The sequence below is a fragment of the Altererythrobacter chaiwopuensis genome, assembly GCF_054957735.1.
This window is the reverse complement of the sequence record NZ_JBTXJF010000001.1, coordinates 402,932-424,404: the sequence shown is the minus strand read 5'-3', so window position 1 is coordinate 424,404 and position 21,473 is coordinate 402,932. Positions and strand designations below refer to the sequence as shown.

Here is a 21,473-nt window from a genome sequence, read left to right as displayed (position 1 = left end):
AGCAACCTTCAGCTAGTCAATCGCGGGCGCGATGCCACCAGGGACCGTCGCCTTGAATGTCTGCTATGCGCAATGCCAAACGTGCTGGCGAGCTTCAGCAAGTGGGTCGTCAGCTGACGCTCACCCCTCCCGCTTCGCCAGCCATTCCTCCAGCCACTTGATGCTGTAATCGCCGTTAAGCACATCGTCTTGCCGGACCAGCTCCTGGTGCAGCGGGATATTGGTCTTGACCCCTTCGATCACCATTTCTTCCAGCGCGCGGCGTAGGCGCATGATGCAGCCTTCGCGGGTGCGGCCATAGACGATCAGCTTGGCGATCATGCTGTCGTAATAGGGCGGCACCGAATAGCCCGCATAGAGCCCCGAATCGACCCGCACATGCAGCCCGCCCGCGGCATGGTAGTAATTCACCCTGCCCGGCGAGGGGGCAAAGGTGAACGGGTCTTCCGCATTGATGCGGCATTCGATCGCATGGCCGCGAAACTCGAGATCTTCCTGCTTGACCGACAGCGGGCGCCCTTCGGCGATGCGGATCTGTTCGCGCACCAGATCCACTCCGGTGATCGCTTCGGTAACGGGATGTTCAACCTGCAGGCGGGTGTTCATCTCGATGAAGTAGAACTCGCCATTTTCCCACAGGAACTCGATCGTGCCCGCGCCGCGATAGCTCATATCGCGCATTGCCTGCGCGCAGATTTCGCCCATGCGGTGGCGATCCTCTGAAGTGATGACGGGCGAGGGCGCTTCCTCCAGCACCTTTTGATGGCGCCGCTGGAGCGAGCAGTCGCGCTCGCCCAGATGGATCGCATTGCCCTTGCCGTCGCCGAACACCTGGAATTCGATATGGCGCGGATTGCCGAGATATTTCTCGATATAGACGGTGGCATCGCCAAAGGCCGCCTTGGCCTCGCTCCCCGCCTGCTGCATCAGCGTTTCAAGCTGGTCTTCCGCCTGGCACACCTTCATCCCGCGCCCGCCGCCGCCCGAAGCGGCCTTGATGATGACGGGATAGCCGATGTCCCTGGCGATCTTGCGCGCCTCGTCATAGTCTGACACCGCGCCTTCCGATCCCGGCACCAGCGGCAGGCCGAGCGCGCCAGCGGTTTGCTTGGCGGCAACCTTGTCACCCATGGTGCGGATATGTTCGGGCTTGGGGCCGATCCAGGCGATATCGTGCGCCTCGACGATCTCGGCGAACTTGGCGTTTTCCGACAGAAAGCCATAGCCGGGATGGATCGCGTCGCAATGTGCGCATTCTGCCGCCGAAATGATGTTGGCGATGTTGAGATAGCTGTCGGCTGCCGCTGGCGGGCCGATGCACACCGCCTGATCCGCCAGCCGCACATGCATGGCATCGGCATCGGCGGTGGAATGCACCGCCACTGTCTCGATCCCCATTTCATGCGCCGCTCGATGGATCCGCAGCGCGATTTCGCCGCGATTGGCGATAAGAATGCGTGAAATACCCATGCGTCAGCCGATGATGACGAGCGGCTGGCCAAACTCGACCGGCTGCGCGTTCTCGATCAGGATGGCCTTGACCGTGCCCGATGCGTCAGCGGTGATCGGGTTCATCACCTTCATCGCCTCGACGATCAGCAAGGTGTCACCCTGCTTCACGCTGTCGCCAACTTTCACGAAATTGTCCGCGCCTGGTTCGGGCGAGAGATAGGCGGTGCCCACCATCGGTGACTTGACCGCGCCGGCATGATCGGCAGCCGGTGCCTCTTCGGCTGCGGGTGCTGCGCCAGAAGGAGCAGGGGCGAGGGCAGCAGCCGCTGCCGGAGCCGCTGTTACCACTGTACCGCCGCGTGCGACGCGGATCTTGCGGTCATTATCCTCGACCTCGATCTCGGTAAGTCCCGTTTCATTGAGCAGTTCCGCCAGTTCGCGAACCAGCTTGGTATCGACATTCATGCCGGAATTGCGCCCGGCATCGGTCTTGCGTTCGGCCATTGTTGCCCCTCAAACTTCAGTTGCTGGCGTGACTATTCGCGCGAATTGTGGCTGGCAAGAGGCGCCGTGGCAATTTTCGCATATGTCGGCGCCTCAGATTTCGCCGCTGGCGACCGCTTCAAGCGCGATCAGATAGCTTTTTGCCCCGTGGCCTTGCACGCATTTGGCGGCGGCCATGCCGACATAGGAGATGTGGCGAAACGGCTCGCGCGTCATCGGATCGGACAGGTGCACTTCCACCACCGGCGTGCGGATCGCCTTGATCGCATCCAGCAGGGCGATCGAAGTGTGGGTGTAGGCCGCCGCATTGAGCAGCACCGCGCGCGCGCCCTCCGCCTGCGCTTCGTGCAGCCAATCGACCAGCATGCCTTCGTGATTGGTCTGGCGCATGTCGATGGCAAGCCCGAGCTCGCGGGCGCGATCTTCCAGCATGCCGGCAATATCGTCGAGCGTGTCACTGCCGTAAATCTCCGGCTCGCGCGTACCGAGCAGGTTGAGATTGGGGCCGTTGAGGACGTAGATGAGGTTGGAGGCGTCGGTCATGCGGGCGGCATAGCCCGCGCCGCACTTATCTGTCGACGCCTTTCACCTTCCCCCATTGGCGCGCGGCGGTGTAGCCGAGGTAGCCAGTGCCGAACAGCGCGAACAGCGGCTCGGGCAGGCCGCTCAGATAGGCGTTCATCCCTGCGGCAATATCGCGCGCGGCAGCGGGATTGAAGGCCGCGAGCACGCCCATCGGCAGCGCCCACAATATCATCGCATACATCACGTAGAGGAAGCTGGGGCGGGCGCGGCTGGTCCATGGATCGGCGGAATTGGCCTCGGCCACGATCGCCTGCAGCCGCGCCTCGATCAGCTGCATTTCCTGCGTGCCTTCCAGCCGCAGCAGCTCAAGCTTGGCCTTGGCGCGGGCTTCCTTGTCGGGAATGATCTTGTCGATGATCGCGGCGAGCGGGCCGATCAGCGAATCGAGTAAGGCCATTTCATTTGCTCCTGTGATGAGATTTGCAGGAGAAATAACCAAATCGGTTCGTGTAGGAAAATCAGGCGCTTTCGCCTGCCTCCGCCAGCAGCTTTTGCGCCAGCGCCAGGTGCGGCCGATCGAGCATCTGCCCGTCCAGCCCCACGGTGCCCGCGCCAGGATTGGCCGCAAAGGCCTGCACTATGGCCCGGGCATGCGCGATCTCATCCGCACTGGGGGTGAAGGCCTCGTTGATCACATCGACCTGAGCGGGATGGATCGCCAGCATGCCGCGATAGCCCTGGCTTCGCACCATCAGCGCGCGCTCGCGCAAGGCCTCCAGATCGCGGAATTCGGGCATCACCGTTTCGATCGGCGCCACGCCTGCCGCCACCGCGCCGAGCAGGCACAGGCTGCGCGCCAGCTCGAAAACCGGCATATAGGAACCGTCGGGCCGGTGCTGGACCCGCGCGCCGAGCGCGGAGGAAAGGTCTTCCGCGCCCCAGCTCATCGCCACCAGCCGCGGTGCACCGCCGTAGCTGCCGCAATGGAACATTGCCCTGGGTGTTTCGGTGACCAGCGCCGCGACGTGCGTTGAACCGACGGCCACACCATGCGCATCCTCATGCTCGCTGAGGCGCATGTCGAGAATTTCGATATCGCTGCGCCCTTCGGCCTTGGGCAGGAACAGCCCGCCGGGTGCCGCGTCCATGATCGCTTCGAGATCATGCGTGGTTTCCCCGCTCGAAAGCGGATTGATCCGCACCCAGATGCGGTGCCTGTTATCGCGGCCCTTGAGGAATTCCGCCACTGCCTTGCGTGCGGCGGGCTTGTTCTCAGGCGTGACCGAATCCTCAAGGTCGAGCAGCACGATATCGGCGGCGCTGTCGCTTGCCTTGGCCATCTTGCGCTCGGAATCGCCTGGCGCGAACAGCCAGCTGCGCATGCGTGGAAGGGGTGGGCGCTCGCTCATGCACAAATCTCCTCGGCCACGCGGGTTAGGGCGCGGGCAAGCGAGGTGCAACAGCAAGTTGAAAGGGGGGTATTCCACTGGTCGGGATGACTGGATTCGAACCAGCGACCCCCACACCCCCAGTGTGGTGCGCTACCAGGCTGCGCTACATCCCGTAACCAGTGGAGGGCGGGCCTATAGGGCGGTGCATCATGGCTGGCAAGCCGGGAACGGCGGTGTAGACGCACTGACACAGTTTATTTCCTGAGATGGCCCAAAAAATTGCGGCGCGCTTGCAATGCTGCTAACCGCGCCCACTTAGCGAAGCGGAAAGGCATGGGGGCACCGGGAAACCAGTGCCGGATGCTGCCCCGCAATGGTTCAATTCTCAGTCTGACAGGCTTCACACAATGCTTGAACTCCTTGCCGCCGCAGCCGGCGCCGATGCACCGCCCGGATGGATCCAGTGGTTGCCGATCGTGGGCATGATCGCGATCTTCTGGTTCCTCATTATCCGCCCGCAAATGAAGCGGCAAAAGGAACACCAGCAGAAGATCTCACGACTCAAGAAGGGTGACCAGGTTGTCACCGCTGGCGGCCTGGTAGGCAAAGTGGCCAAGGTGGATGACACCTATGCCGAGATCGACCTGGCGCAGGGCGTGCGGGTGAAGGCGGTCAAGAGCACGATCGGCGATATCATCCCGCCCGGCGGCAGCGCCGCAAACGACTAACGCGAACAGACGGACGGATTCAAAAGCCGATGCTCGATTTCCCGACCTGGAAGAAGGCCTGGCTGTGGGGGCTGACACTGCTTGCCGCCGCCGCCGCATTGCCTTCGCTGGTTTCGACAGCCAATCTCGATTGGCCGGACTTCCTGCCCGATCCCGAGATCAACCTCGGCCTCGATCTTGCCGGGGGCAGCCACATCTTGCTGGAAGCCAAACCCGAGCAAGTCGCAGCGCAGCGGCTCGAAAACATGGAAGAATCGGTCCGCAGTCTTATGCGCGGAACGACTCCGGAGCAGCGCATTCGCATCGGCGATGTCTCGACCGCAGATGGCCGCCTCAGCTTTATCCTGGACGATCCCGCCGATCTTGATCGGGCGCGCGAGATCATGCTGCCGGTGATGAGCGGCAGCGGGCTGGTGCGCGAATGGAACCTGTCGGTGGTCGATGGCCAGCGCATGATTCTGACGCCGACCGAGGACGGGCTTGAAACCGCAGTAACCCAGGCGATGGACAGCGCCACCGAAGTTGTGCGCAAGCGTATCGATGCGCTGGGCACGCGCGAGCCGACTATCATCCGTCAGGGCGATACCCGCATCGTGGTGCAGGTGCCCGGCCTACAGGATCCTGACCAGCTCAAGGAGCTGCTGGGCCAGACTGCCAAGCTGGAGTTCAAGCTGGTCGACCAGAGCGCCTTGCCCAGCGATGTCGCGCAAGGGATTGCCCCGCTCGGTTCGGAAATCTTCCCTTATGCCGAAGGCACGCCGTTCGAGGGTACCTCGCTGGCTGTGCGCCGATTGGGCGGCATTCGCGGAGACAGCTTGACCAACGCGCAGCAGGGCTTCGATCCGCAAACTAACGAGGCGGTGGTCAACATCCAGTTCAACCAGCAGGGCGGTGCGCGATTTGCACGGCTGACAACCGAAAATGTCAATCGTCCCTTCGCCATCATTCTGGATGGCAAGGTCCTTTCGGCCCCCAATATCAACGAGCCGATTCTGGGTGGCAGCGCGCAGATTTCAGGCAGTTTCACGGTTGAAAGCGCGAACAATTTGGCGATCTCGCTGCGATCGGGTGCGCTGCCAGTTGACCTGACGGTTATTGAAGAGCGCACCGTTGGGCCTGACCTCGGGGCGGATTCGATCAAGCGCGGCCTGCTCGCGATGATGATCGGCTCGGCCGCAGTGATCGCGTTGATGATCCTGAGCTATGGCCGTTTCGGCATCTACGCCACGATCGCGCTGGTCTTCAACGTGCTGATGATCCTGGGCATCATGGCCGGGCTCAACACCACACTGACCTTGCCCGGCATCGCCGGCTTCGTGCTAACCATCGGTGCGGCGGTGGATGCCAACGTGCTGATCAACGAACGTATCCGCGAAGAGCGAAAGCGCGGGCGGCGCGTGGTGGCGGCAGTTGAAAACGGCTACAAGGAAGCGAGCCGCGCGATCTATGATGCCAATGTGACCAACTTCATCGCCGGTATATTGTTGTTCCTGTTCGGCTCTGGCCCGGTGCGCGGTTTTGCCGTGGTGCTGGTGATCGGGCTGTTCACCAGCGTGTTTACCGCCGTGACGCTGACCCGCATGTGGGTTGCCGGATGGCTGCGCAAGGCGCGGCCCAGCGATATCAATCTGTAAGGGGATCGGACCGATGCGACTTCTCAAGCTCGTCCCCGACGACACCAATATCAAGTTCCTCAAATGGCGCGTTCCGTTCTTTGTCGTTAGCCTGCTGCTGATCGCGGCAAGCTGGGCCCTGGTGGTGACCAAGGGCATCAATTACGGGGTTGATTTCGCTGGCGGCCAGGAGGTGCGGCTGACCTTCGTGGAGCGCGAAGAAGCGCCGATCCCGCAATTGCGCGTGCTTGTGGAGGAGCTTGGCTATGGCTCGCCAGTGGTGCAGGAATTCGGCGCGCCGAACCAGGTTTCGATCCGGGTGCGACTGCCCGCAGAGGCGGAGAACACGCCGGGGGCGGCTACCGAGATAGGCAACAGGGTAATCTCCACCATCGAGGCCGAATATCCCAATGTGCGGCGCGACGGGAACGATACCGTTTCGGGCAAGGTCGCAGGCGAATTCCGCAATGACGCCGTGCTTGCACTGGTGGCGGCGATGCTGGCGGTGGCGCTTTACATCTGGCTGAGGTTCGAATGGCAGTTTGGCGTAGGCGGATTGTTTGCGCTGTTCCACGATGTGTCGCTGGCGTTGGGCATGTTCGCGCTGTTCCAGCTCGAATTCAGCTTGCAGATCGTTGCCGCGATCCTGGCGATCATTGGCTACTCGCTCAATGACACGATCGTGGTTTACGACCGCATCCGCGAGAATCTGAAGAAGTATCGCAAGATGGAGCTGCCGGAACTGCTCGACCTATCGGTCAATGAAACGCTGGCGCGTACGGTGATGACCAGCCTGACCCTGCTGGTCGCACTGGTGCCGTTGTTGTTGTTTGGCCCGGCCAGCCTGTTCGGGCTGACCGCCGCGATCACATTGGGTATCTTCGTCGGCACCTACAGTTCGGTTTACATGGCCGCACCGCTGCTGGTGTGGCTGGGCGTGACTTCGGACAGCTTCGTGCCGCAGGAAAGCGCAGCTGACCGGCAGGAAAAGAAAGCTCGCGGCGAAGTCTAGCCGTTACAGTTTGCGCACCAGCATTTCTGCAACGGCGATCCAGGCCGGATTGTCGACCACTTGCTGTTTCTGGCCGCTTCCGGGCGGCAGAATGCCAACCAGTTCGCCCTGCCGGTCAATCAGACGCCCGAAGGCAAAGCGCCCGCCGGGGCGGGGCACCAGCACGTCGCGATTGATCGCGTGCGCCGCGTCCTGAGGCGCTAGCTGGCGCAACCATAGCAGGTCGCCCGGCCTGAACTCGCCGACACTTTCCGCCACGCTCAATACGGTGAGCGCACCTTCGCCGGCAATATCGCTGGGCAGCAAGGCTTCGCGCGGCTTGGTCAATGCTTCCGGGCCGGCCGCGCGCAAGCTGGCCACCACCATTGGTGCGGGTGTTTCTTCTGAGCGCACCAGCATTTCAGGATCGATGTCGAGCGCTGCCGCAATCCGGTCCATCCATTTGAGCGACAGGCTGCGCATGCCGGTCTCAAGCCGACCGATGGTTTGCGGCGTTGTTGGCGGGGTGCAGGCTTCGGCCAGCTCGGCCAGGGTAAGCCCCTTGCTCTTGCGGATGTCGCGGATGCGATTGATCACCGGAACTCTCTTTCGGTAGCTAACCTTATTGGTGATTTATCTTTCCTACATGAACCGCCGCGTTGCAAGCCCCGCGCCCGAAACATCAACAGGAGACAAGGCAATGCGGCGGCAATTGGTGGAACGCGAGCTGACTGAAGAAGGGCCTGTCCGTGGTTCGCGCGCGCGCGGAAAGCGCCGCACGGTTACGGTAAATTTGGCCGAGTCACCCTTGAGCTGGCTGCATGCGCGCGGGCATCTGGATGATCGGCTGTTCGACGCGGGCGAGCGGCTGCGCGCCGATTACGAGCGCGCCCAATTGGGTGCCAGCATCACTATGCGCTGGGACCCGGTGCGCGCCAGGTCGACCGGCGATCAGGGCCTCAATGCAAGCGAGCGGCAGATCGCGGCCAAGCAGCGTTTCGACGCGGCGCTCAGGGAAGCGGGCGCCGGCCTTCAGGACATTCTCTGGCGCGTGGTCTGCGCGGGTGAGGGCCTGCCCGACGCCGAAAGGCAGCTCGGCTGGCCCGCGCGCAGCGGCAAGCTGGTGCTAAAACTGGCGCTCGATCGGGTGGCGGATTTCTACCGGATCGGGTGAGGAGAAAATAATGTCAGGACGGTGTTCCATGTGTTCCATCCTGCGCGATCATCCCTCGACCATCTCCGCCAGTTCAAGCCAGCGTTCTTCCGCCGCGTCCTTCTCGGCGCGGGCATTCTCGATGCCCTGGCTGATGGTGGCGAATCTCTGCGGATCGGCGGCGTAAAGGTCTGGATCGGACAGGATCGCTTCGCCCTTGGCGATGGCGGCTTCCAGCTCTTCGATCCGTGCGGGCAGCAATTGGTAATCGCGCTGATCCTTATAGGAAAGCTTGCCCGATTTCGTTGGGGGTGGAGGTGTCGTAGGCGCAGGTTTGCTGCCGTTTGCAGCGGGCTTGGGGCTGGCGGCATTCGGTTCGCGCCGCTTTTTCTCCCAATCTTCATATCCGCCCGCGACCACATCGACCTTGCCCGAACCATCAAGGCCGAGCGTGATGGTGACGGTGCGATCAAGGAAATCGCGGTCATGGCTCACGATCAGCACCGTGCCGTCGAAATCGGCGATCACTTCCTGCAACAGGTCGAGCGTTTCGAGGTCGAGATCGTTGGTCGGCTCGTCAAGCACCAGCAAATTGGCCGTGCGGGCAAATTCGCGCGCCAGCAGCAGGCGCGATCGCTCGCCGCCAGACAATATGCCAACCTTGGTGTCGACGATCTTGGGATCGAACAGGAAGTCTTTGAGGTATGCCTGCACATGCTTGCGATTGCCGCGCACATCGATCCAGTCGCCGCCCTCGGCCAGCACCTGGCGCACGGTGCGGTCAGGCTCCATCAGGCTGCGCTGCTGGTCGATCATCACGCCGGACAACTTCTTCGATATCTCGATAGTGCCGCTGTCAGGCTGCATTTCGCCGGTAAGCAGTTTGAGCAGCGTGGTCTTGCCCGCGCCGTTCGCGCCGACGATGCCGATCCGGTCACCGCGCTGGATGCGCAGTGAAAAGTCGCGGATCACGCGGTTCTCGCCGAAGGACTTGCTGACCTTGTCGGCCACGATCACCGATTTGGACTTGAACTCCTCGTCGCTCGCCAGTTTGAGTTTTGCGGTGCCGGCGCTGCTGATCATTGCGGCACGGGCGGCGCGCATTTGCCACAGCTTTTCCAGTCGCCCCTGGTTGCGCTTGCGCCGTGCAGTTACGCCGCGCTCAAGCCAATGCGCCTCGATCTTCAGCTTTGCGTCGAGCTTTTCCGCCGCGCGCGCTTCTTCGGCATAGACCTGTTCTTCCCACGCCTCATAGCCGCCAAAGCCCACTTCCTTGCGCCGGATAATCCCGCGATCGAGCCACAGCGTGGCGCGGGTCAGCCGCTTGAGGAAGGTGCGATCATGGCTGATGACAACGAAAGCGCCCTTGTAGCGGGTGAGCCAGTCTTCCAGCCAGTCGATCGCGCTGAGATCGAGATGGTTGGTTGGCTCGTCCATCAGCAGCAGGTCAGGATCCTGCGCCAGCGCACGGGCAATCGCCGCGCGGCGCCGTTCGCCTCCGCTGGCAGTGGCGGCAGGGGTGGCCATATCGATGCCAAGCTGGCCGGCAATCGCCTCCACCTCATGTGTCTCGGGCGGATGCTCGCCGCCCAGCGCAAAGTCCATCAATGTAGCGTATTCGGAAAAGTCTGGCTCTTGCTCGAGGAATACGATCCGCAGGCCCGGCTTGACCTTGCGCTGCCCCCGGTCCGCTTCGATCCGGTTGTCGATCAGGCGGAACAGCGTGGTCTTGCCCACTCCGTTGCGGCCGATCAGCGCCAGCCGGTCGCGCGGGCCGATATGGAGATCGATCGGATCGCGCCCGGTTTCATTGGCCGGCCCGCCCAGCAGCCAGCGGCCGCCTTGCTGCAGGCCAAGGCCTTCCCAGGAAAGGATCGGTGGTTGCGCCATAGAGCGCGCCCGTTAGGCGAGGGCGCGCCGCGCGGCAAGCCGAACCCGCTACTTCGCAGCGATAGCGTTGTGCTTCAGCTTTTCCGCCTCAACCATTCTTGCCACGCTATCGAGCAGGGCCGGTGCATCGAACACGATGCCGTCCTTGATCGTCCAGCGCACTCCGCCCACGGTTTCAAGCCGGTTGGTCACGCGGTTGAGGCGGGTATGCCCGGTGCCGTAAAGCACTTTGAGGTTCGCCAGCGGGTTTTCCGGCACGATCACCAGGTCGGCCAGTTTGCCTTCCTTGATCGATCCGAAGGGTGGCTCGCTGCCCAGAGGATCGTAGATCTCGCGGGCGCCATTAATGGTAGCCGCCTGAATCACCTCAAGCGGGGTAAGGCCTGCTTCGCGCAGCATTTCCAGCTCACCGATATAGGCAAAGCCCCAGGTCTGGTAGATATAGCCGGGATCGGAACCCGCGGTGATCCGCCCGCCGCGATCCTTGAACTCGCGCGTCAGATCGAACCACTTGCGATAAAATTCCCGCCAGGCCGCTTCGTCTTCGCTGGTCCAGTCATGGTAATAGCTGCCGTGATTGGTGAGGCTGGGCGCATAGAACTGCATCAGCGAGGGAAGGGTATATTTTTCGTGCCATTCAAGGTTGCGTGCCCGCATCACGTCGCGGCTGGCGGAATATATGTTGAACGTGGGGCTCAGCGTTACGCCGCTGTCGATCATGAACTGGATGTAATCGTTCCATTCTTCGCTGCCCGGTTCGCCCGCCTGATCGGCCAGTTTCGCCACCCAGGCAAACCGCGATTGCTCGTCCAGGTAATTGTAATCGGCGGGGTATTGCGGGATCGCGCTGCCATCGAGCAGGCTTTCGAAATGACCGTAGAAATGGGTTACCCCGTCAAGCCCAAGTTCAATCGCCTTGCGTGCATTGACTTCGGCAACGCCCCGTTGGCCCAGGTGGGCAACCGTGCCCAGCTGCTGCTTTTCCGCCTCATCAAGGATCGCGCCCAGGATGTGCGGCGGTTCATTGTTGAAGAACTTGACCCCGTCATACCCGCGCGCCTTGATCCAGCGCACCCATTCACGCCCCTTTTGCGGGCTGTCGATCGCGCCATTGGGCCAGACATCACCCGGCACGGCATAGGCAAACAGCCGCGGCGCGGTGATGGTGTTGGCGGCACTGCGCCGTTTCTGCTCAATCGAGGGATCGTTCGCACCCCAGCCGAAGCCCACCCCGCGCACGCTGGTGACGCCGTGCGCCAGCCACAGCTTGAAACCATAGGAGGGCTGCGGAGCCTTGGAGGGATCGCCATTATGGCCGTGCACATCCACAAAACCAGGCATCACATACATGCCGCTGGCATCAATTACCCGGTCGGCTGCCACGCGCGCGCCGCCACCGCGCACGATTTGCGCGATGCGGTTGCCCGTGACCACGATGTCGACCGGCCCCTCAGGCGGCGCACCGGTGCCGTCAATCATGGTTGCGCCCTGGATCAGCAACGTCTGATACGGCCCTTCACCCTCGCTGGCCGGGCGATCGGGCACGCGTTCCATCTGCCCCTGCGCACTCAGCGGCTGGGCCGCGCCGAACAATATCGCGGCCAGCCCGATCGTGAAATTCTTCAGCATCTTGCGCTCTCCCTGTCAGATTGCGCCTAGGGTCAGGACCCATTAACCGCATAAGCCGTGGTGGCTCGTTTGCGGGATGAAATGCAAGGAAGGAGCTGAAAAAGGGAGCCATTCTCCCTTTGAAGTGCCAGACGCAGCAGTTCGCCCGCAAACGGCCACCTGAAAGGCTTGGCCAGAATTGCCCAGGGCTGTGTCGCTCGCTCGATCAATAGCACCACTATTCCCCTTCGCTCGCTCCGTGCCCTGAGCAATTCTGGCTGAAGCCACGGCCATGTGCTTAATGTGTCCTGACCCTAGCGCGCGCATTGTCGCTTGCAAACAGGGGTATTCAGCGCATGGTAACATCATTTCCTACAGCAGGGACTTCAGGAGGTATCCGAATGAAATATCCATTTATGGCCGCAGCCTTGGCGATCTCGGCCGTCGCAGTCCAACCGGTGGCCCATGCGGGCGAAGTGCAGATGACAGCCACCGGCCCGGTAATCGAGCTGAGCATCTATGAGTCGGTCGAGCTTGAACCCGATATCGCCACCATCAGCGCGGGCGTAACCAGCGAGGCTTTGACTGCTGTCGAGGCCTTGCGCGCCAATTCTGCCGAGATGCGGCGCGTGGTTGAGCGGATCAAGTCGCTCGGCATTGAGGCAAAGGACATCCAGACCAGCGGGATCAGTCTCAATCCGCGCTACGACTATGACCGGGAAGGCCAAAAGCAGATCTTTCGCGGCTATCAGGTTTCGAACCGCGTTTCAGTGAAATTGCGAAAGATCGAACAGACTGGTGAGGTGCTCGATGCGCTGGTGGTAGCCGGTGCCACCGACATCGGCGGGCCAAGCTTTTCGGTCGACGATGACAGCGCCGCGCAGGAAACTGCCCGCAAGCGGGCGATGGAGCGGGCGCGCCAGCGTGCTGAGGCCTATGCCGCCATGGCTGGTTATGACGGTCTTCGCTTGCTCGAGATAAACGAAGCGCTGATGGGCAGTGGGCCGGTACCCATGGCCGACAAGCGGGTGATGGTGGCCCAAGAGAGCGCGGCCCCGCCGGTCGAGCCGGGTATGATCACCACCGGAGTGTCGCTATTGGTGAAATACGAAATGGTCAGGAACGGCCAGTGATTTCTGAACGCCGGGCGCGCGGCATATTCACACCTTGTTCAATGCTGCGCGCCTAGGCACGGTGCCATTATGAAGCGGATTGCCCTCATTCTTGCGCCTCTCGCATTGGCACTCACCGGCACCACCGGTACGCTTGCGAACGAAGGGCAGGCTCGCAGCGATCAGGGCGAGGCGCGCAAGGAAATGCGGGCCGGCAATGTCCTGTCGCTGCGCGAGATCGAGCGCCGCGTGCTGCCCCAGATGCGCGGCAGCGAGTATCTCGGGCCATCCTATGATTCGACCGCGCTCGCCTATCGCCTCAAATTCATCAAGGACGGACGCGTGACCTTTGTTGATGTCGATGCGCGCACCGGGCGCATCATCAATCGATCGCGCTGATCGGCCAAATTTGCGCGGGAGGAGAACCCCCTCAGCCGCTTGACGCCATTGGCACAAAGGCCCAACAGATTGCGCCATTGGATACAGGAACAGCAGGGAATTTATGCGCATCCTCATCGTCGAAGACGAACCGACCCTGGGCCAGCAGCTCAAGTCGACGCTTGAGCAGACCGGCTATGCGGTGGACCTTTCCACCGATGGCGAGGACGGCCATTTTATGGGCAGCACCGAAGATTATGACGCTGTCATTCTTGACCTGGGCCTGCCTGAAATTGACGGGCTGACGGTGCTGGGCATGTGGCGCAAGGAAGGGCGCGGCTTTCCCGTTCTGGTGCTGACTGCGCGCGACAGCTGGTCAGACAAGGTGGCCGGGCTTGACGCAGGGGCGGATGATTATCTCGCCAAGCCGTTCCAGACGGAAGAGTTGATCGCGCGGCTGCGCGCGCTCATCCGCCGTGCTTCAGGCAATACCTCTGCCGAACTGACTGCGGGTGACGTGCGGCTCGACACGCGTTCGGGCCGCGTCACGTTAAATGGCGAACCGGTCAAGCTGACGGCGCAGGAATACAAGCTGCTGTCCTATCTCATGCATCACAAGGGCAAGGTGGTGAGCCGCACCGAACTGATCGAGCATATTTATGACCAGGATTTCGACCGCGATTCGAACACTATTGAAGTGTTCGTGACGCGCATCCGCAAGAAACTCGGCGCAGAAGTGATTACGACGATACGTGGCCTCGGATACAGCCTCGACGACCCCGCTGACCAGCCACGGGGCTGATCCGGATGTAGCGCAGGAGGGCACAGTGCCCCCCGCGCCGCAGCCGGTAATCCGGCCAGCTCCGGCTGACATTCAGCAAGCAGTGCCGCTTGTCGCGGGCCAGGGCAGCCTGGCCAGGCGCATGGCGCTGATCGCGGCGGGGTGGATTGCGGTTTTGTTGCTGCTCGGCGGGGTTGCGCTTGATCGCACGTTGACCAACCTAGTGTCGCGAAATTTTGACGAACAACTCGAATACATGCTGACCGCGATGATCGCCTCGGCGGAAATCGGGCCTGATGGCGAGGTGTTCTTCTACCGCACGCTGGGCGACCAGCGCTTCCTTGAACCCAACAGCGGGCTTTACTGGCAGATCACCGGCGACGGGTTCGAGCCATGGCCCTCGCGCAGCCTGTGGGATCGCACGCTCAGCCTGCGCGGCGACCACATCGACAACGAAGCGCACTTTTACGATTCAAACCAGTTTGCGGGTGAACCGCTGCGAATGGCTGAGCGTACTGTGATCCTGCCAGGCAGCGAAACACGCTGGTCCTTCGCGGTGGCTTCCGCGACGGAAGATCTGGACGATCAGATCGCCAGAATCCGTGCAATACTGGCATGGAGTTTCGCGGTGCTCGGGCTCGGCCTTTTCCTGATGGCACTGTTCCAGATACGCTATGGCCTGTCGCCCTTGCGGCGCGTGCGCGCGGCGATTCAGAAATTGCGAACCACCGGGGCGAACCGGATCTCCGAACCACTTCCCGAGGAGGTGCAGCCACTGGTGCAGGAATTGAACGAGTTGCTCGAACATTCCGAGCGCCAGGCCGAGGAAGCGCGCACCCATGCCGGCAATCTTGCGCATGCACTCAAGACCCCGCTGACCGTGGTCAACAATGCCGCGACCGCACATGCGCCCGACCTCGCCGAAACGGTGATCCGCGAAGCGCGCACCATGCGCCGCCATGTTGATCACCATCTGGCGCGGGCGAGGGCAGTGGGGCGACGCGCGATCGGGCGTGCGCGCACGCCGGTATGCGAAAGCGCCGAGGCGGTTCGCCGCGCGGTCGAGCGGCTCTACCCCGAAGTTCGCGTCGACATTGCCGGCAATCGCCAGGCGCTGGTGGCAATCGAGCGACAGGACCTTGACGAAATCCTAGGCAATCTGATCGAGAATGCGGCCAAGTATGGCGGCGGCAGCGTGTTCGTGACGGTCGATGAAGATCCTGACGCGCCTGTATGCTCGATCTGGGTGGAAGATGATGGCAAGGGCATTCCACCGGAAAAGCGCGAGGAAATTTTTGTGCGCGGTGCCCGGCTTGACACCGGCAAACCCGGCACAGGGCTGGGGCTTGCGATCGTGCGCGACGTGGCAGAGATCTATGGCGGCTCGGTTGAGCTCGACGATAGCGAGGATTTGGGCGGTTTGCTGGTGAAGCTGTCATTGCCGCGGGCAGCAGGCGCCGGGGGATGATGCTAACTCAAATCTCCGCGAACCCACGCGCGTGCCGTGCGCAACATTTCCTGTTGTGACATTGAATCGTAATTATCATGCAATTGGCGCAGTGCATGCAAGGTTTCAGCCGGGACGGGTTCTTCGAAAGTAACGCCGATCCTGACGCCATGGGCCCATACGCGATCGAAAAAGGCGTCAAGTGGCGGGCATTGCAGAATGCCGCTCTGGCTGATCGGTCGTGCTTTCTGAATGACTATCCTGGCGCCGGTCTGCGATATATTTTCCAGGATACAAGGAAGCGCCCCGTCGACAAGGACCAGGCGAGCCGGCATGTAAAGCCTTAGGCGCGCAGCAGCACGTCTTCCCGTATGCGTGTGCGCCGCCAAATCTGGCAGCTTCTTTTCCACGCTCAGCGCATTAAAGGAAAACGACCGTAAAAGACAGAAGGCAGTGCCCGGGCAAACCCTTATGCCCGATCCGCAACCGATTCAGTTCGGCCGGTTGGCATCAATTCTGCCGGGATTGCGCCTTTTCGTGGTGGCGGATCACCTCATCAATGATGAAACGCAGGAATTTCTCGCTGAACTCGGGATCGAGATCGGCCTCTTCGGATAGCTTGCGCAGCCGCGCGATCTGCCTTTCCTCGCGCGCCGGGTCTGCCGGGGGCAGGGTCACCTTCGCCTTGTATTCACCCACTGCCTGGGTGATGCGGAATCGTTCAGCCAGCATATGGATCAGCGCGGCATCGATATTGTCGATGCTCTTGCGGAAACTGGCAAGAACCGGATCGGGGGCGCTGCCGGAAGCGGCATCGCCATCACTGGAGTAGGGTGGCTGGCTCGACATAGGTCGCCATTGCTAGCAGCAAATCCACGCTTGCCAAGCAGGCTTGCGAGCGCCATGGCCGCAGCATGAGTGCCGAGGTCGTCCCTCTCCCCCGCAAGCAGCCTTCGCTGGAACCGATGCTGTCGCTGACGGCAGGCGGCATGAACGCGGTCAATTCCGTGATCCTTGAGAGGATGCAGAGCGAGATTCCATTGATACCGGCGCTGGCAGGACATCTGATTTCCGGCGGCGGCAAACGGTTGAGGCCGATGCTGACGCTCGCGGGTGCGGCGCTGGTTGGCTACGAGGGCGCACGCCACCACAAGCTGGCCGCCGCGGTCGAGTTCATCCATACAGCAACACTGCTGCATGACGATGTGGTGGACGGAAGCGAGCTCAGGCGCGGCAAGGCGGCGGCCAATATCATTTTCGGCAATCCGGCCACCGTGCTGGTGGGCGATTTCCTGTTCAGCCGCGCTTTCGAACTGATGACCGAGGACGGATCGCTGCGCGTGCTCAAGATTCTGAGCCATGCCAGCGCCGTGATCGCCGAGGGCGAAGTCTCGCAGCTTTCCGCCCAGCGCCAGATTGAAACCAGCGAAGAGCGCTATCTCCAGATCATCGGCGCCAAGACCGCCGCGCTGTTCGCGGCTGCCAGCCAGATCAGTGCGGTAGTGGCCGAATGCGGTCACGAGCAGGAGCGCGCGCTCGAGGATTATGGCCGCAACCTGGGCGTGGCATTCCAGCTGGTCGACGATGCACTCGATTATGATGCGGACGCGGCACAAATGGGCAAGGACCAGGGTGACGATTTCCGTGAAGGCAAGATGACGCTGCCGGTTATCCTGGCCTATGCTCGCGGGGGCGAGCAGGAGCGAAAGTTCTGGAAAGACGCGATCCTGGGCCACCGCTCATCTGAAGCTGACCTGGGCCATGCCATCGAGCTGATGGCACGGCACAATGCGGTTGCAGATACGCGCGAACGTGCCCGCCATTTTGCCCAGCGCGCCATAGACGCGATTTCGATTTTCCCGGACAGCAAGGCGCGTCAGGCGATGGCCGAAGCGGCACAGTTCGCGGTCGCGCGGGGTTATTAGGGTCCGCCACTTTTCCCTGGAGATTGAATATGCAGCGTCGCCGCTTGGGCACATCAGCAATCGTCGTGTCGGACATCTGCATGGGCACAATGACCTTTGGCAGTCAGACCGACGAGGCCGAGGCGCTGCGGATTCTCGATGCCTGTTTTGATGCCGGGATCGATTTCTACGATACAGCAGAAGGTTATCCGGTGCCGCCCGATCCCAAGTGGGTGGGGCGGACAGAAGACATCGTCGGCAAATGGCTCAAGACCAAGCCGCGAGATGCCATCATCCTGGCGACCAAGGTTTCCGGCCCCAGCCATGTGTGGTTTCGCAGCCCCAAGCGCGCGGGCATGACCGCGCTTGACCGGCGCAACATCATCGTCGCGGTGGAAGAAAGCCTGACGCGGCTCGGTACCGATTACATCGACCTCTACCAGACCCACTGGCCCGATCACGACACACCCTATGACGAGACGATGGAAGTGCTCGACGAGCTTGTGCGTGCGGGCAAGGTCCGCATCACCGGCTGCTCGAACGAGACAAGCTGGGGCCTGATGAAGTCCATTGCCGCGGCCGAGCGGCTGGGAACCGTGCGTTACCAGACGATCCAGAACAATTTCAGCCTCAACAACCGGCGGTTCGAAGACGAGCTGAAGCAGGTCTGCCGCAAGGAAGGGGTCAGCCTGATACCCTATTCGCCAATCGCCGGCGGGGTGCTCTCGGGCAAGTACAATGGCGGCGCGCGGCCCGAGGGTGCGCGGTTCAGCCGCTATCTTGGCATGGAAGGGCGGCAGGCGGAAATGGGCCGGCGCTACGTCAACGAACGTTCGCTCGAATCGACGGCGCGCTATGCGCAAATCGCCGAGGAGGCCGGGCTCGATCCGGTGACCATGGCGGTTGCATGGTCGAAGCAGCACGATTTCGTCGCCTCGACCATCGTCGGCGTGTCTAGTTTCGACCAGCTCGATCCGATCCTGGCCGCCGCCGATATCGTGCTGGGTGAGGATACGATCAAGGCGATCAACAAGGTCTCGCGAGAAATCCCTTACCCGATGGGATAGGATGCGGCATGGCAAAGCCATGAGCGAGCTTCCGATCAACGCCGTGATGCCGCAGGTGCTCGGCGCGCTGGCCGATGGCGGCGCAGCGGTGCTGGTTGCGCCGCCCGGTGCGGGCAAGACCACGGCGGTGGCCCCCGCATTGCTCGATCAGCCGTGGCGCAGCGGCCAGATCATCCTCACCAGCCCGCGCAGGGTTGCCGCGCGTGCCGCAGCCGAACGCATGGCAGAAATGCTGGGTGAAAAGCCCGGAGAGACCGTAGGCTACTTGACCCGGCTCGACAGCAAGACTTCTGCCAGAACCCGCATTCTCGTGGTGACCGAAGCGATCTTCGTTAATCGGATCGTCGAGGACCCGGAATTGTCCGGCATCAGCGCAGTGCTGTTCGACGAGGCGCATGAACGCCACCTCGACAGCGATCTGGGGCTTGCGCTTGCACTCGAGAGCCGGGCGGTTCTGCGTGAAGACTTGCGCGTGCTGGTGATGAGCGCAACGATTGACGGGGCGCGCTTCGCGCAGCTGCTGGGCGAGGACACGCAGGTGGTCGAAAGCGAGGGCCGGGCCTATCCGCTCGAAATTCGCTGGCTCGGCGCATCGCCCGATACGCGGATTGAAGATGCGATGGCCCGTGCGGTGATGCAGGCCTGGCGCGAGGAAGAAGGCGACATCCTGGCCTTCCTGCCCGGCGTGGGCGAGATCGAGCGCACTCGCGAGCGGTTGATTGAACGCCTGCCCGGTGTCCCGGTGCTGCCGCTGCACGGACAGGTCGAGCCCGCAGCGCAGCGTGCGGCGATCCGGCGCGATCCTGAAGGGCGCCGCCGGATCGTGCTGGCGACGGCGATTGCGGAAACCTCGCTCACGCTCGACGGTGTATCGGTGGTGGTTGATAGCGGACTCGCGCGCCACGCGGAATATGACAAGGCGGCGGGAACCACGCATCTGGTGACCTATCGCGCCAGCCAGGCGGCGGCGGCGCAAAGGGCTGGGCGCGCGGCGCGGCAGGGGCCGGGGGTCGCCTATCGCCTGTGGGATGAGCACGGCCACGCCGGGCGGCCTGCATTCGACCTTCCTGAAATCGAGACCGCTGATCTGGCTCCGCTGGTGCTGACGCTGGCGAAATGGGGCACCGCCGATCCTGCCTCGCTGCCCTGGATTGACCCGCCGCCCGAGGCTGCGGTGTCGGCGGGGCGCGCGCAGTTGAGGCAGCTTGGTGCGCTTGATAGCGATGGCCGGATAACGCCGCAGGGGGAGCGCATTGCGTCCTTGCCGATGGACCCTGTGTCTGCCGCTGCGGTGCTGTTGGGGGCGGAGGCTGGCCAGGCCGGGCAGGCGGCGAAACTGGTGCTGTTGCTCCAGGAGCGCGGGCTGGGTGGGCGCGAAGAGGACCTGCTGCGGCGGATGCAGCGCTGGAATGGCGAGCGTGGAAGCCGCGCCGAGGCATCGCGCAAGCTGGCGGCGCGATGGGCCAGTGCGGCGGAAAAACTAGTCCCTGCGGAGGATCGTACAGCCGCCAATCCCGCGACCTTCCTTGCGCTGGCCCGGCCCGACTTCGTGGCCAAACGCCGTGACGCATCGGGTGAGCAATGGCTTTCGGCAGGGGGCAGGGGGTTCCAGCTTGACGCGGCATCTCCGCTGGCACGCGCCGAATGGCTGGTGATTGGCGACGCGCAGGGCCAGGCCAAGGGCGCGCGGATCACCGCCGCTGCTGAATTGAGCGCGCAGGAGATCGAGCAACACCTTGCTGGCAGGATCGAGAAACGCTCGATAATCCGCTGGAACAAGGACGAAAATCGGATCGAGGCGCGGTTGGAACGCCGGCTTGGCGCGATCACGCTGGCAAGCGGCCCGGACCCCGATCCCGATCCGGAAGCGATTGTGGATAAGCTTGTGGACATAGCGGTGGAGAAGCTGGGGGAACTGCTCCCGGCTGGCCTGCTGGCGCGCGGTGAATTTGCAGGCATCCGGGCGCTTGATCTCGAAATTCTGCGACCCAATGCCCCGGTCTGGCTGCGCCCCTTGCTGGTTGGGCGGCGCGATCTCGACCTGCCGCGTGGCAGTATCATTGACGCCGTTCTGGGCCAGCTCGACTGGGACAGCCGCCAGGCGCTCGATCGTGCGGCGCCGCGCGAATTTACGTCGCCAGCCGGTACGCACCATCCGATCGACTATGCGGGCGAGGATGCGCCCAGTGCAGAGGTGCGAGTGCAGGCGCTGTTCGGGCTAGACCGGCACCCGATGGTGGGGGATGCGCCGCTGCTGCTCAAGCTGACCAGCCCGGCAGGCCGCCCGATCCAGTCGACCCGCGATCTGCCGGGTTTCTGGCGCGGCAGCTGGGCAGATGTGAAAAAGGACATGAAGGGTCGCTATCCCAAACATCGCTGGCCGGATGAGCCATGGGCGGAAAAACCCAGCCTCAAGACCAAAAACGCCTTCAATCGCAGCGAGAGTTGAATTAGGGGGGCTCGGGTACGACGTAGTCGGACCGCAAGCGCGACTGCGCGTCGGCCGGTTAGGCCGGAGCCAAGGCGGACGGATGTCCGCCGCCCGGCGATTGAGGGACACGACAGAAATGAGCGCGAGAATCTATCAGAGACCGAAGAACGCCATGCAGTCAGGCAAGGCGCGCACGCTGGAATGGGTGCTCGAATTCGAGCAATCCGAAGCGCGGCACCCCGATCCGCTGATGGGCTGGACCGGCAGCGGCGATACGCAGGCGCAGGTTTCGCTGACCTTTCCGAGCAAGGATGCGGCCAGGGCTTATGCTGAGAAATACGGCATCGCGGCGCGTGTCCATGCGACGCCGCCCAGGGCGCTGAAACTGCAAGCCTACGCTGATAATTTCCGGTAAAGGCCCGTCATTGCGAGGAGCCCAATAGGGCGACGCGGCAATCCATTACGGGCCATGGATTGGTTGGCCTTTGGCCGACTTCG

22 protein-coding genes and 1 tRNA gene are annotated in these 21,473 nt (G+C 62.6%); 12 read left to right on the top strand and 11 right to left on the bottom strand.

Going from position 1 to position 21,473, the window contains the following annotated elements; translation table 11 throughout:
• Positions 1-120: 120 nt before the first annotated feature.
• From accC to ACX3VQ_RS02080, 6 genes are all read right to left on the bottom strand, one after another.
• Positions 121-1,470 carry an acetyl-CoA carboxylase biotin carboxylase subunit gene (gene accC, locus ACX3VQ_RS02105; RefSeq protein WP_462571800.1) on the bottom strand — a complete coding sequence of 450 codons (1,350 nt, stop codon included), beginning with the start codon at positions 1,468-1,470 and terminating at the stop codon, positions 121-123.
• Positions 1,471-1,473: 3 nt separating this feature from the next.
• Positions 1,474-1,956: an acetyl-CoA carboxylase biotin carboxyl carrier protein gene (gene accB, locus ACX3VQ_RS02100; protein ID WP_462579288.1), complete on the bottom strand. Its 483-nt coding sequence runs from the start codon at positions 1,954-1,956 to the stop codon at positions 1,474-1,476.
• Positions 1,957-2,049: 93 nt separating this feature from the next.
• On the bottom strand, positions 2,050-2,499 hold the full coding sequence (locus ACX3VQ_RS02095) for a type II 3-dehydroquinate dehydratase (protein ID WP_462579286.1): 450 nt from the start codon (positions 2,497-2,499) through the stop codon (positions 2,050-2,052).
• A 25-nt stretch (positions 2,500-2,524) separates the two neighbouring features.
• Positions 2,525-2,938 carry a holin family protein gene (locus tag ACX3VQ_RS02090; protein ID WP_462579284.1) on the bottom strand — a complete coding sequence of 138 codons (414 nt, stop codon included), beginning with the start codon at positions 2,936-2,938 and terminating at the stop codon, positions 2,525-2,527.
• Between the two features lie 61 nt (positions 2,939-2,999).
• Entirely contained in the window at positions 3,000-3,890 is an 891-nt protein-coding gene (locus ACX3VQ_RS02085) for an HpcH/HpaI aldolase/citrate lyase family protein (RefSeq protein ID WP_462579283.1), read from the bottom strand.
• Positions 3,891-3,968: 78 nt separating this feature from the next.
• A tRNA-Pro gene (locus tag ACX3VQ_RS02080) sits at positions 3,969-4,045 on the bottom strand.
• 234 nt (positions 4,046-4,279) lie between these two features.
• On the opposite strand from ACX3VQ_RS02080, the gene yajC reads away from it, so the two are divergent.
• Genes yajC through secF form a run of 3 tightly spaced genes read left to right on the top strand, consistent with a single transcriptional unit; the run spans position 4,280 to position 7,225 of the window.
• Entirely contained in the window at positions 4,280-4,600 is a 321-nt protein-coding gene (yajC, locus tag ACX3VQ_RS02075) for a preprotein translocase subunit YajC (RefSeq protein WP_462571806.1), read from the top strand.
• 29 nt (positions 4,601-4,629) lie between these two features.
• Positions 4,630-6,234, top strand: coding sequence for a protein translocase subunit SecD (gene secD, locus ACX3VQ_RS02070; RefSeq protein WP_462579281.1), 1,605 nt, complete (start codon positions 4,630-4,632; stop codon positions 6,232-6,234).
• A gap of 13 nt (positions 6,235-6,247) precedes the next feature.
• The gene (gene secF / locus ACX3VQ_RS02065; RefSeq protein WP_462579279.1) at positions 6,248-7,225 is read left to right on the top strand and encodes a protein translocase subunit SecF; all 978 of its coding nucleotides are present in this window, start codon (positions 6,248-6,250) and stop codon (positions 7,223-7,225) included.
• Between the two features lie 3 nt (positions 7,226-7,228).
• Here secF and ACX3VQ_RS02060 read toward each other — a convergent pair whose 3' ends face one another.
• Positions 7,229-7,801, bottom strand: coding sequence for a helix-turn-helix domain-containing protein (locus tag ACX3VQ_RS02060; protein WP_462571809.1), 573 nt, complete (start codon positions 7,799-7,801; stop codon positions 7,229-7,231).
• A gap of 103 nt (positions 7,802-7,904) precedes the next feature.
• Here ACX3VQ_RS02060 and ACX3VQ_RS02055 point away from each other — a divergent pair, with 103 nt between their 5' ends.
• On the top strand, positions 7,905-8,378 hold the full coding sequence (locus ACX3VQ_RS02055) for a DUF6456 domain-containing protein (RefSeq protein WP_462579278.1): 474 nt from the start codon (positions 7,905-7,907) through the stop codon (positions 8,376-8,378).
• A 48-nt stretch (positions 8,379-8,426) separates the two neighbouring features.
• Here the strand turns inward: ACX3VQ_RS02055 and ACX3VQ_RS02050 are convergent, their stop codons facing one another.
• Together ACX3VQ_RS02050 and ACX3VQ_RS02045 are read right to left on the bottom strand one after the other, a co-directional pair.
• Positions 8,427-10,247 (bottom strand): ABC-F family ATP-binding cassette domain-containing protein, encoded by a 1,821-nt coding sequence (locus ACX3VQ_RS02050; protein WP_462579276.1) that lies wholly within the window; start codon positions 10,245-10,247, stop codon positions 8,427-8,429.
• Between the two features lie 48 nt (positions 10,248-10,295).
• Positions 10,296-11,876 carry an amidohydrolase family protein gene (locus tag ACX3VQ_RS02045; RefSeq protein ID WP_462579274.1) on the bottom strand — a complete coding sequence of 527 codons (1,581 nt, stop codon included), beginning with the start codon at positions 11,874-11,876 and terminating at the stop codon, positions 10,296-10,298.
• Positions 11,877-12,256: 380 nt separating this feature from the next.
• Here ACX3VQ_RS02045 and ACX3VQ_RS02040 point away from each other — a divergent pair, with 380 nt between their 5' ends.
• The 4 genes from ACX3VQ_RS02040 to ACX3VQ_RS02025 all read left to right on the top strand — a co-directional run bounded on the left by ACX3VQ_RS02040 (position 12,257) and on the right by ACX3VQ_RS02025 (position 15,594).
• Entirely contained in the window at positions 12,257-12,988 is a 732-nt protein-coding gene (locus tag ACX3VQ_RS02040) for an SIMPL domain-containing protein (protein ID WP_462579273.1), read from the top strand.
• A 69-nt stretch (positions 12,989-13,057) separates the two neighbouring features.
• Positions 13,058-13,366 carry a PepSY domain-containing protein gene (locus tag ACX3VQ_RS02035; RefSeq protein WP_462579272.1) on the top strand — a complete coding sequence of 103 codons (309 nt, stop codon included), beginning with the start codon at positions 13,058-13,060 and terminating at the stop codon, positions 13,364-13,366.
• Between the two features lie 103 nt (positions 13,367-13,469).
• Positions 13,470-14,147, top strand: coding sequence for a response regulator transcription factor (locus ACX3VQ_RS02030; protein ID WP_462571815.1), 678 nt, complete (start codon positions 13,470-13,472; stop codon positions 14,145-14,147).
• Between the two features lie 121 nt (positions 14,148-14,268).
• Positions 14,269-15,594, top strand: coding sequence for a sensor histidine kinase (locus ACX3VQ_RS02025; protein ID WP_462580662.1), 1,326 nt, complete (start codon positions 14,269-14,271; stop codon positions 15,592-15,594).
• Between the two features lie 2 nt (positions 15,595-15,596).
• Here the strand turns inward: ACX3VQ_RS02025 and ACX3VQ_RS02020 are convergent, their stop codons facing one another.
• Together ACX3VQ_RS02020 and ACX3VQ_RS02015 are read right to left on the bottom strand one after the other, a co-directional pair.
• Complete coding sequence (locus ACX3VQ_RS02020; RefSeq protein WP_462579270.1) at positions 15,597-15,983, bottom strand: PilZ domain-containing protein; 387 nt, start codon at positions 15,981-15,983, stop codon at positions 15,597-15,599.
• Between the two features lie 100 nt (positions 15,984-16,083).
• Positions 16,084-16,422 carry a chorismate mutase gene (locus ACX3VQ_RS02015; protein ID WP_462579269.1) on the bottom strand — a complete coding sequence of 113 codons (339 nt, stop codon included), beginning with the start codon at positions 16,420-16,422 and terminating at the stop codon, positions 16,084-16,086.
• A gap of 65 nt (positions 16,423-16,487) precedes the next feature.
• Between ACX3VQ_RS02015 and ACX3VQ_RS02010 the strand changes: the two genes are divergently transcribed.
• The 4 genes from ACX3VQ_RS02010 (at position 16,488) to ACX3VQ_RS01995 (ending at position 21,390) form a co-directional block, all read left to right on the top strand.
• Entirely contained in the window at positions 16,488-17,498 is a 1,011-nt protein-coding gene (locus ACX3VQ_RS02010) for a polyprenyl synthetase family protein (protein ID WP_462579268.1), read from the top strand.
• Positions 17,499-17,542: 44 nt separating this feature from the next.
• Complete coding sequence (locus tag ACX3VQ_RS02005) at positions 17,543-18,544, top strand: aldo/keto reductase (protein WP_462579267.1); 1,002 nt, start codon at positions 17,543-17,545, stop codon at positions 18,542-18,544.
• Between the two features lie 19 nt (positions 18,545-18,563).
• Positions 18,564-20,993, top strand: a complete 2,430-nt coding sequence (gene hrpB / locus ACX3VQ_RS02000; RefSeq protein ID WP_462579266.1) for an ATP-dependent helicase HrpB — start codon at positions 18,564-18,566, stop codon at positions 20,991-20,993.
• 118 nt (positions 20,994-21,111) lie between these two features.
• Complete coding sequence (locus ACX3VQ_RS01995; RefSeq protein WP_462579265.1) at positions 21,112-21,390, top strand: ETC complex I subunit; 279 nt, start codon at positions 21,112-21,114, stop codon at positions 21,388-21,390.
• The last annotated feature ends 83 nt before the right edge of the window (positions 21,391-21,473 follow it).

Excerpts from the sequence above, each read along its gene's own strand:
- ACX3VQ_RS02085 (WP_462579283.1), bottom strand. The coding sequence starts at position 3,890 with ATGAGCGAGCGCCCACCCCTTCCACGCATGCGCAGCTGGCTGTTCGCG.
- yajC (WP_462571806.1), top strand. The coding sequence starts at position 4,280 with ATGCTTGAACTCCTTGCCGCCGCAGCCGGCGCCGATGCACCGCCCGGA.
- ACX3VQ_RS02010 (WP_462579268.1), top strand. The coding sequence starts at position 16,488 with ATGAGTGCCGAGGTCGTCCCTCTCCCCCGCAAGCAGCCTTCGCTGGAA.
- ACX3VQ_RS02035 (WP_462579272.1), top strand. The coding sequence starts at position 13,058 with ATGAAGCGGATTGCCCTCATTCTTGCGCCTCTCGCATTGGCACTCACC.
- ACX3VQ_RS02050 (WP_462579276.1), bottom strand. The coding sequence starts at position 10,247 with ATGGCGCAACCACCGATCCTTTCCTGGGAAGGCCTTGGCCTGCAGCAA.
- secD (WP_462579281.1), top strand. The coding sequence starts at position 4,630 with ATGCTCGATTTCCCGACCTGGAAGAAGGCCTGGCTGTGGGGGCTGACA.
- accB (WP_462579288.1), bottom strand. The coding sequence starts at position 1,956 with ATGGCCGAACGCAAGACCGATGCCGGGCGCAATTCCGGCATGAATGTC.
- accC (WP_462571800.1), bottom strand. The coding sequence starts at position 1,470 with ATGGGTATTTCACGCATTCTTATCGCCAATCGCGGCGAAATCGCGCTG.
- ACX3VQ_RS02040 (WP_462579273.1), top strand. The coding sequence starts at position 12,257 with ATGAAATATCCATTTATGGCCGCAGCCTTGGCGATCTCGGCCGTCGCA.
- ACX3VQ_RS02025 (WP_462580662.1), top strand. The coding sequence starts at position 14,269 with ATGGCGCTGATCGCGGCGGGGTGGATTGCGGTTTTGTTGCTGCTCGGC.
- secF (WP_462579279.1), top strand. The coding sequence starts at position 6,248 with ATGCGACTTCTCAAGCTCGTCCCCGACGACACCAATATCAAGTTCCTC.
- ACX3VQ_RS02045 (WP_462579274.1), bottom strand. The coding sequence starts at position 11,876 with ATGCTGAAGAATTTCACGATCGGGCTGGCCGCGATATTGTTCGGCGCG.
- ACX3VQ_RS02055 (WP_462579278.1), top strand. The coding sequence starts at position 7,905 with ATGCGGCGGCAATTGGTGGAACGCGAGCTGACTGAAGAAGGGCCTGTC.
- ACX3VQ_RS02095 (WP_462579286.1), bottom strand. The coding sequence starts at position 2,499 with ATGACCGACGCCTCCAACCTCATCTACGTCCTCAACGGCCCCAATCTC.
- ACX3VQ_RS01995 (WP_462579265.1), top strand. The coding sequence starts at position 21,112 with ATGAGCGCGAGAATCTATCAGAGACCGAAGAACGCCATGCAGTCAGGC.
- ACX3VQ_RS02090 (WP_462579284.1), bottom strand. The coding sequence starts at position 2,938 with ATGGCCTTACTCGATTCGCTGATCGGCCCGCTCGCCGCGATCATCGAC.
- ACX3VQ_RS02015 (WP_462579269.1), bottom strand. The coding sequence starts at position 16,422 with ATGTCGAGCCAGCCACCCTACTCCAGTGATGGCGATGCCGCTTCCGGC.
- hrpB (WP_462579266.1), top strand. The coding sequence starts at position 18,564 with ATGAGCGAGCTTCCGATCAACGCCGTGATGCCGCAGGTGCTCGGCGCG.
- ACX3VQ_RS02030 (WP_462571815.1), top strand. The coding sequence starts at position 13,470 with ATGCGCATCCTCATCGTCGAAGACGAACCGACCCTGGGCCAGCAGCTC.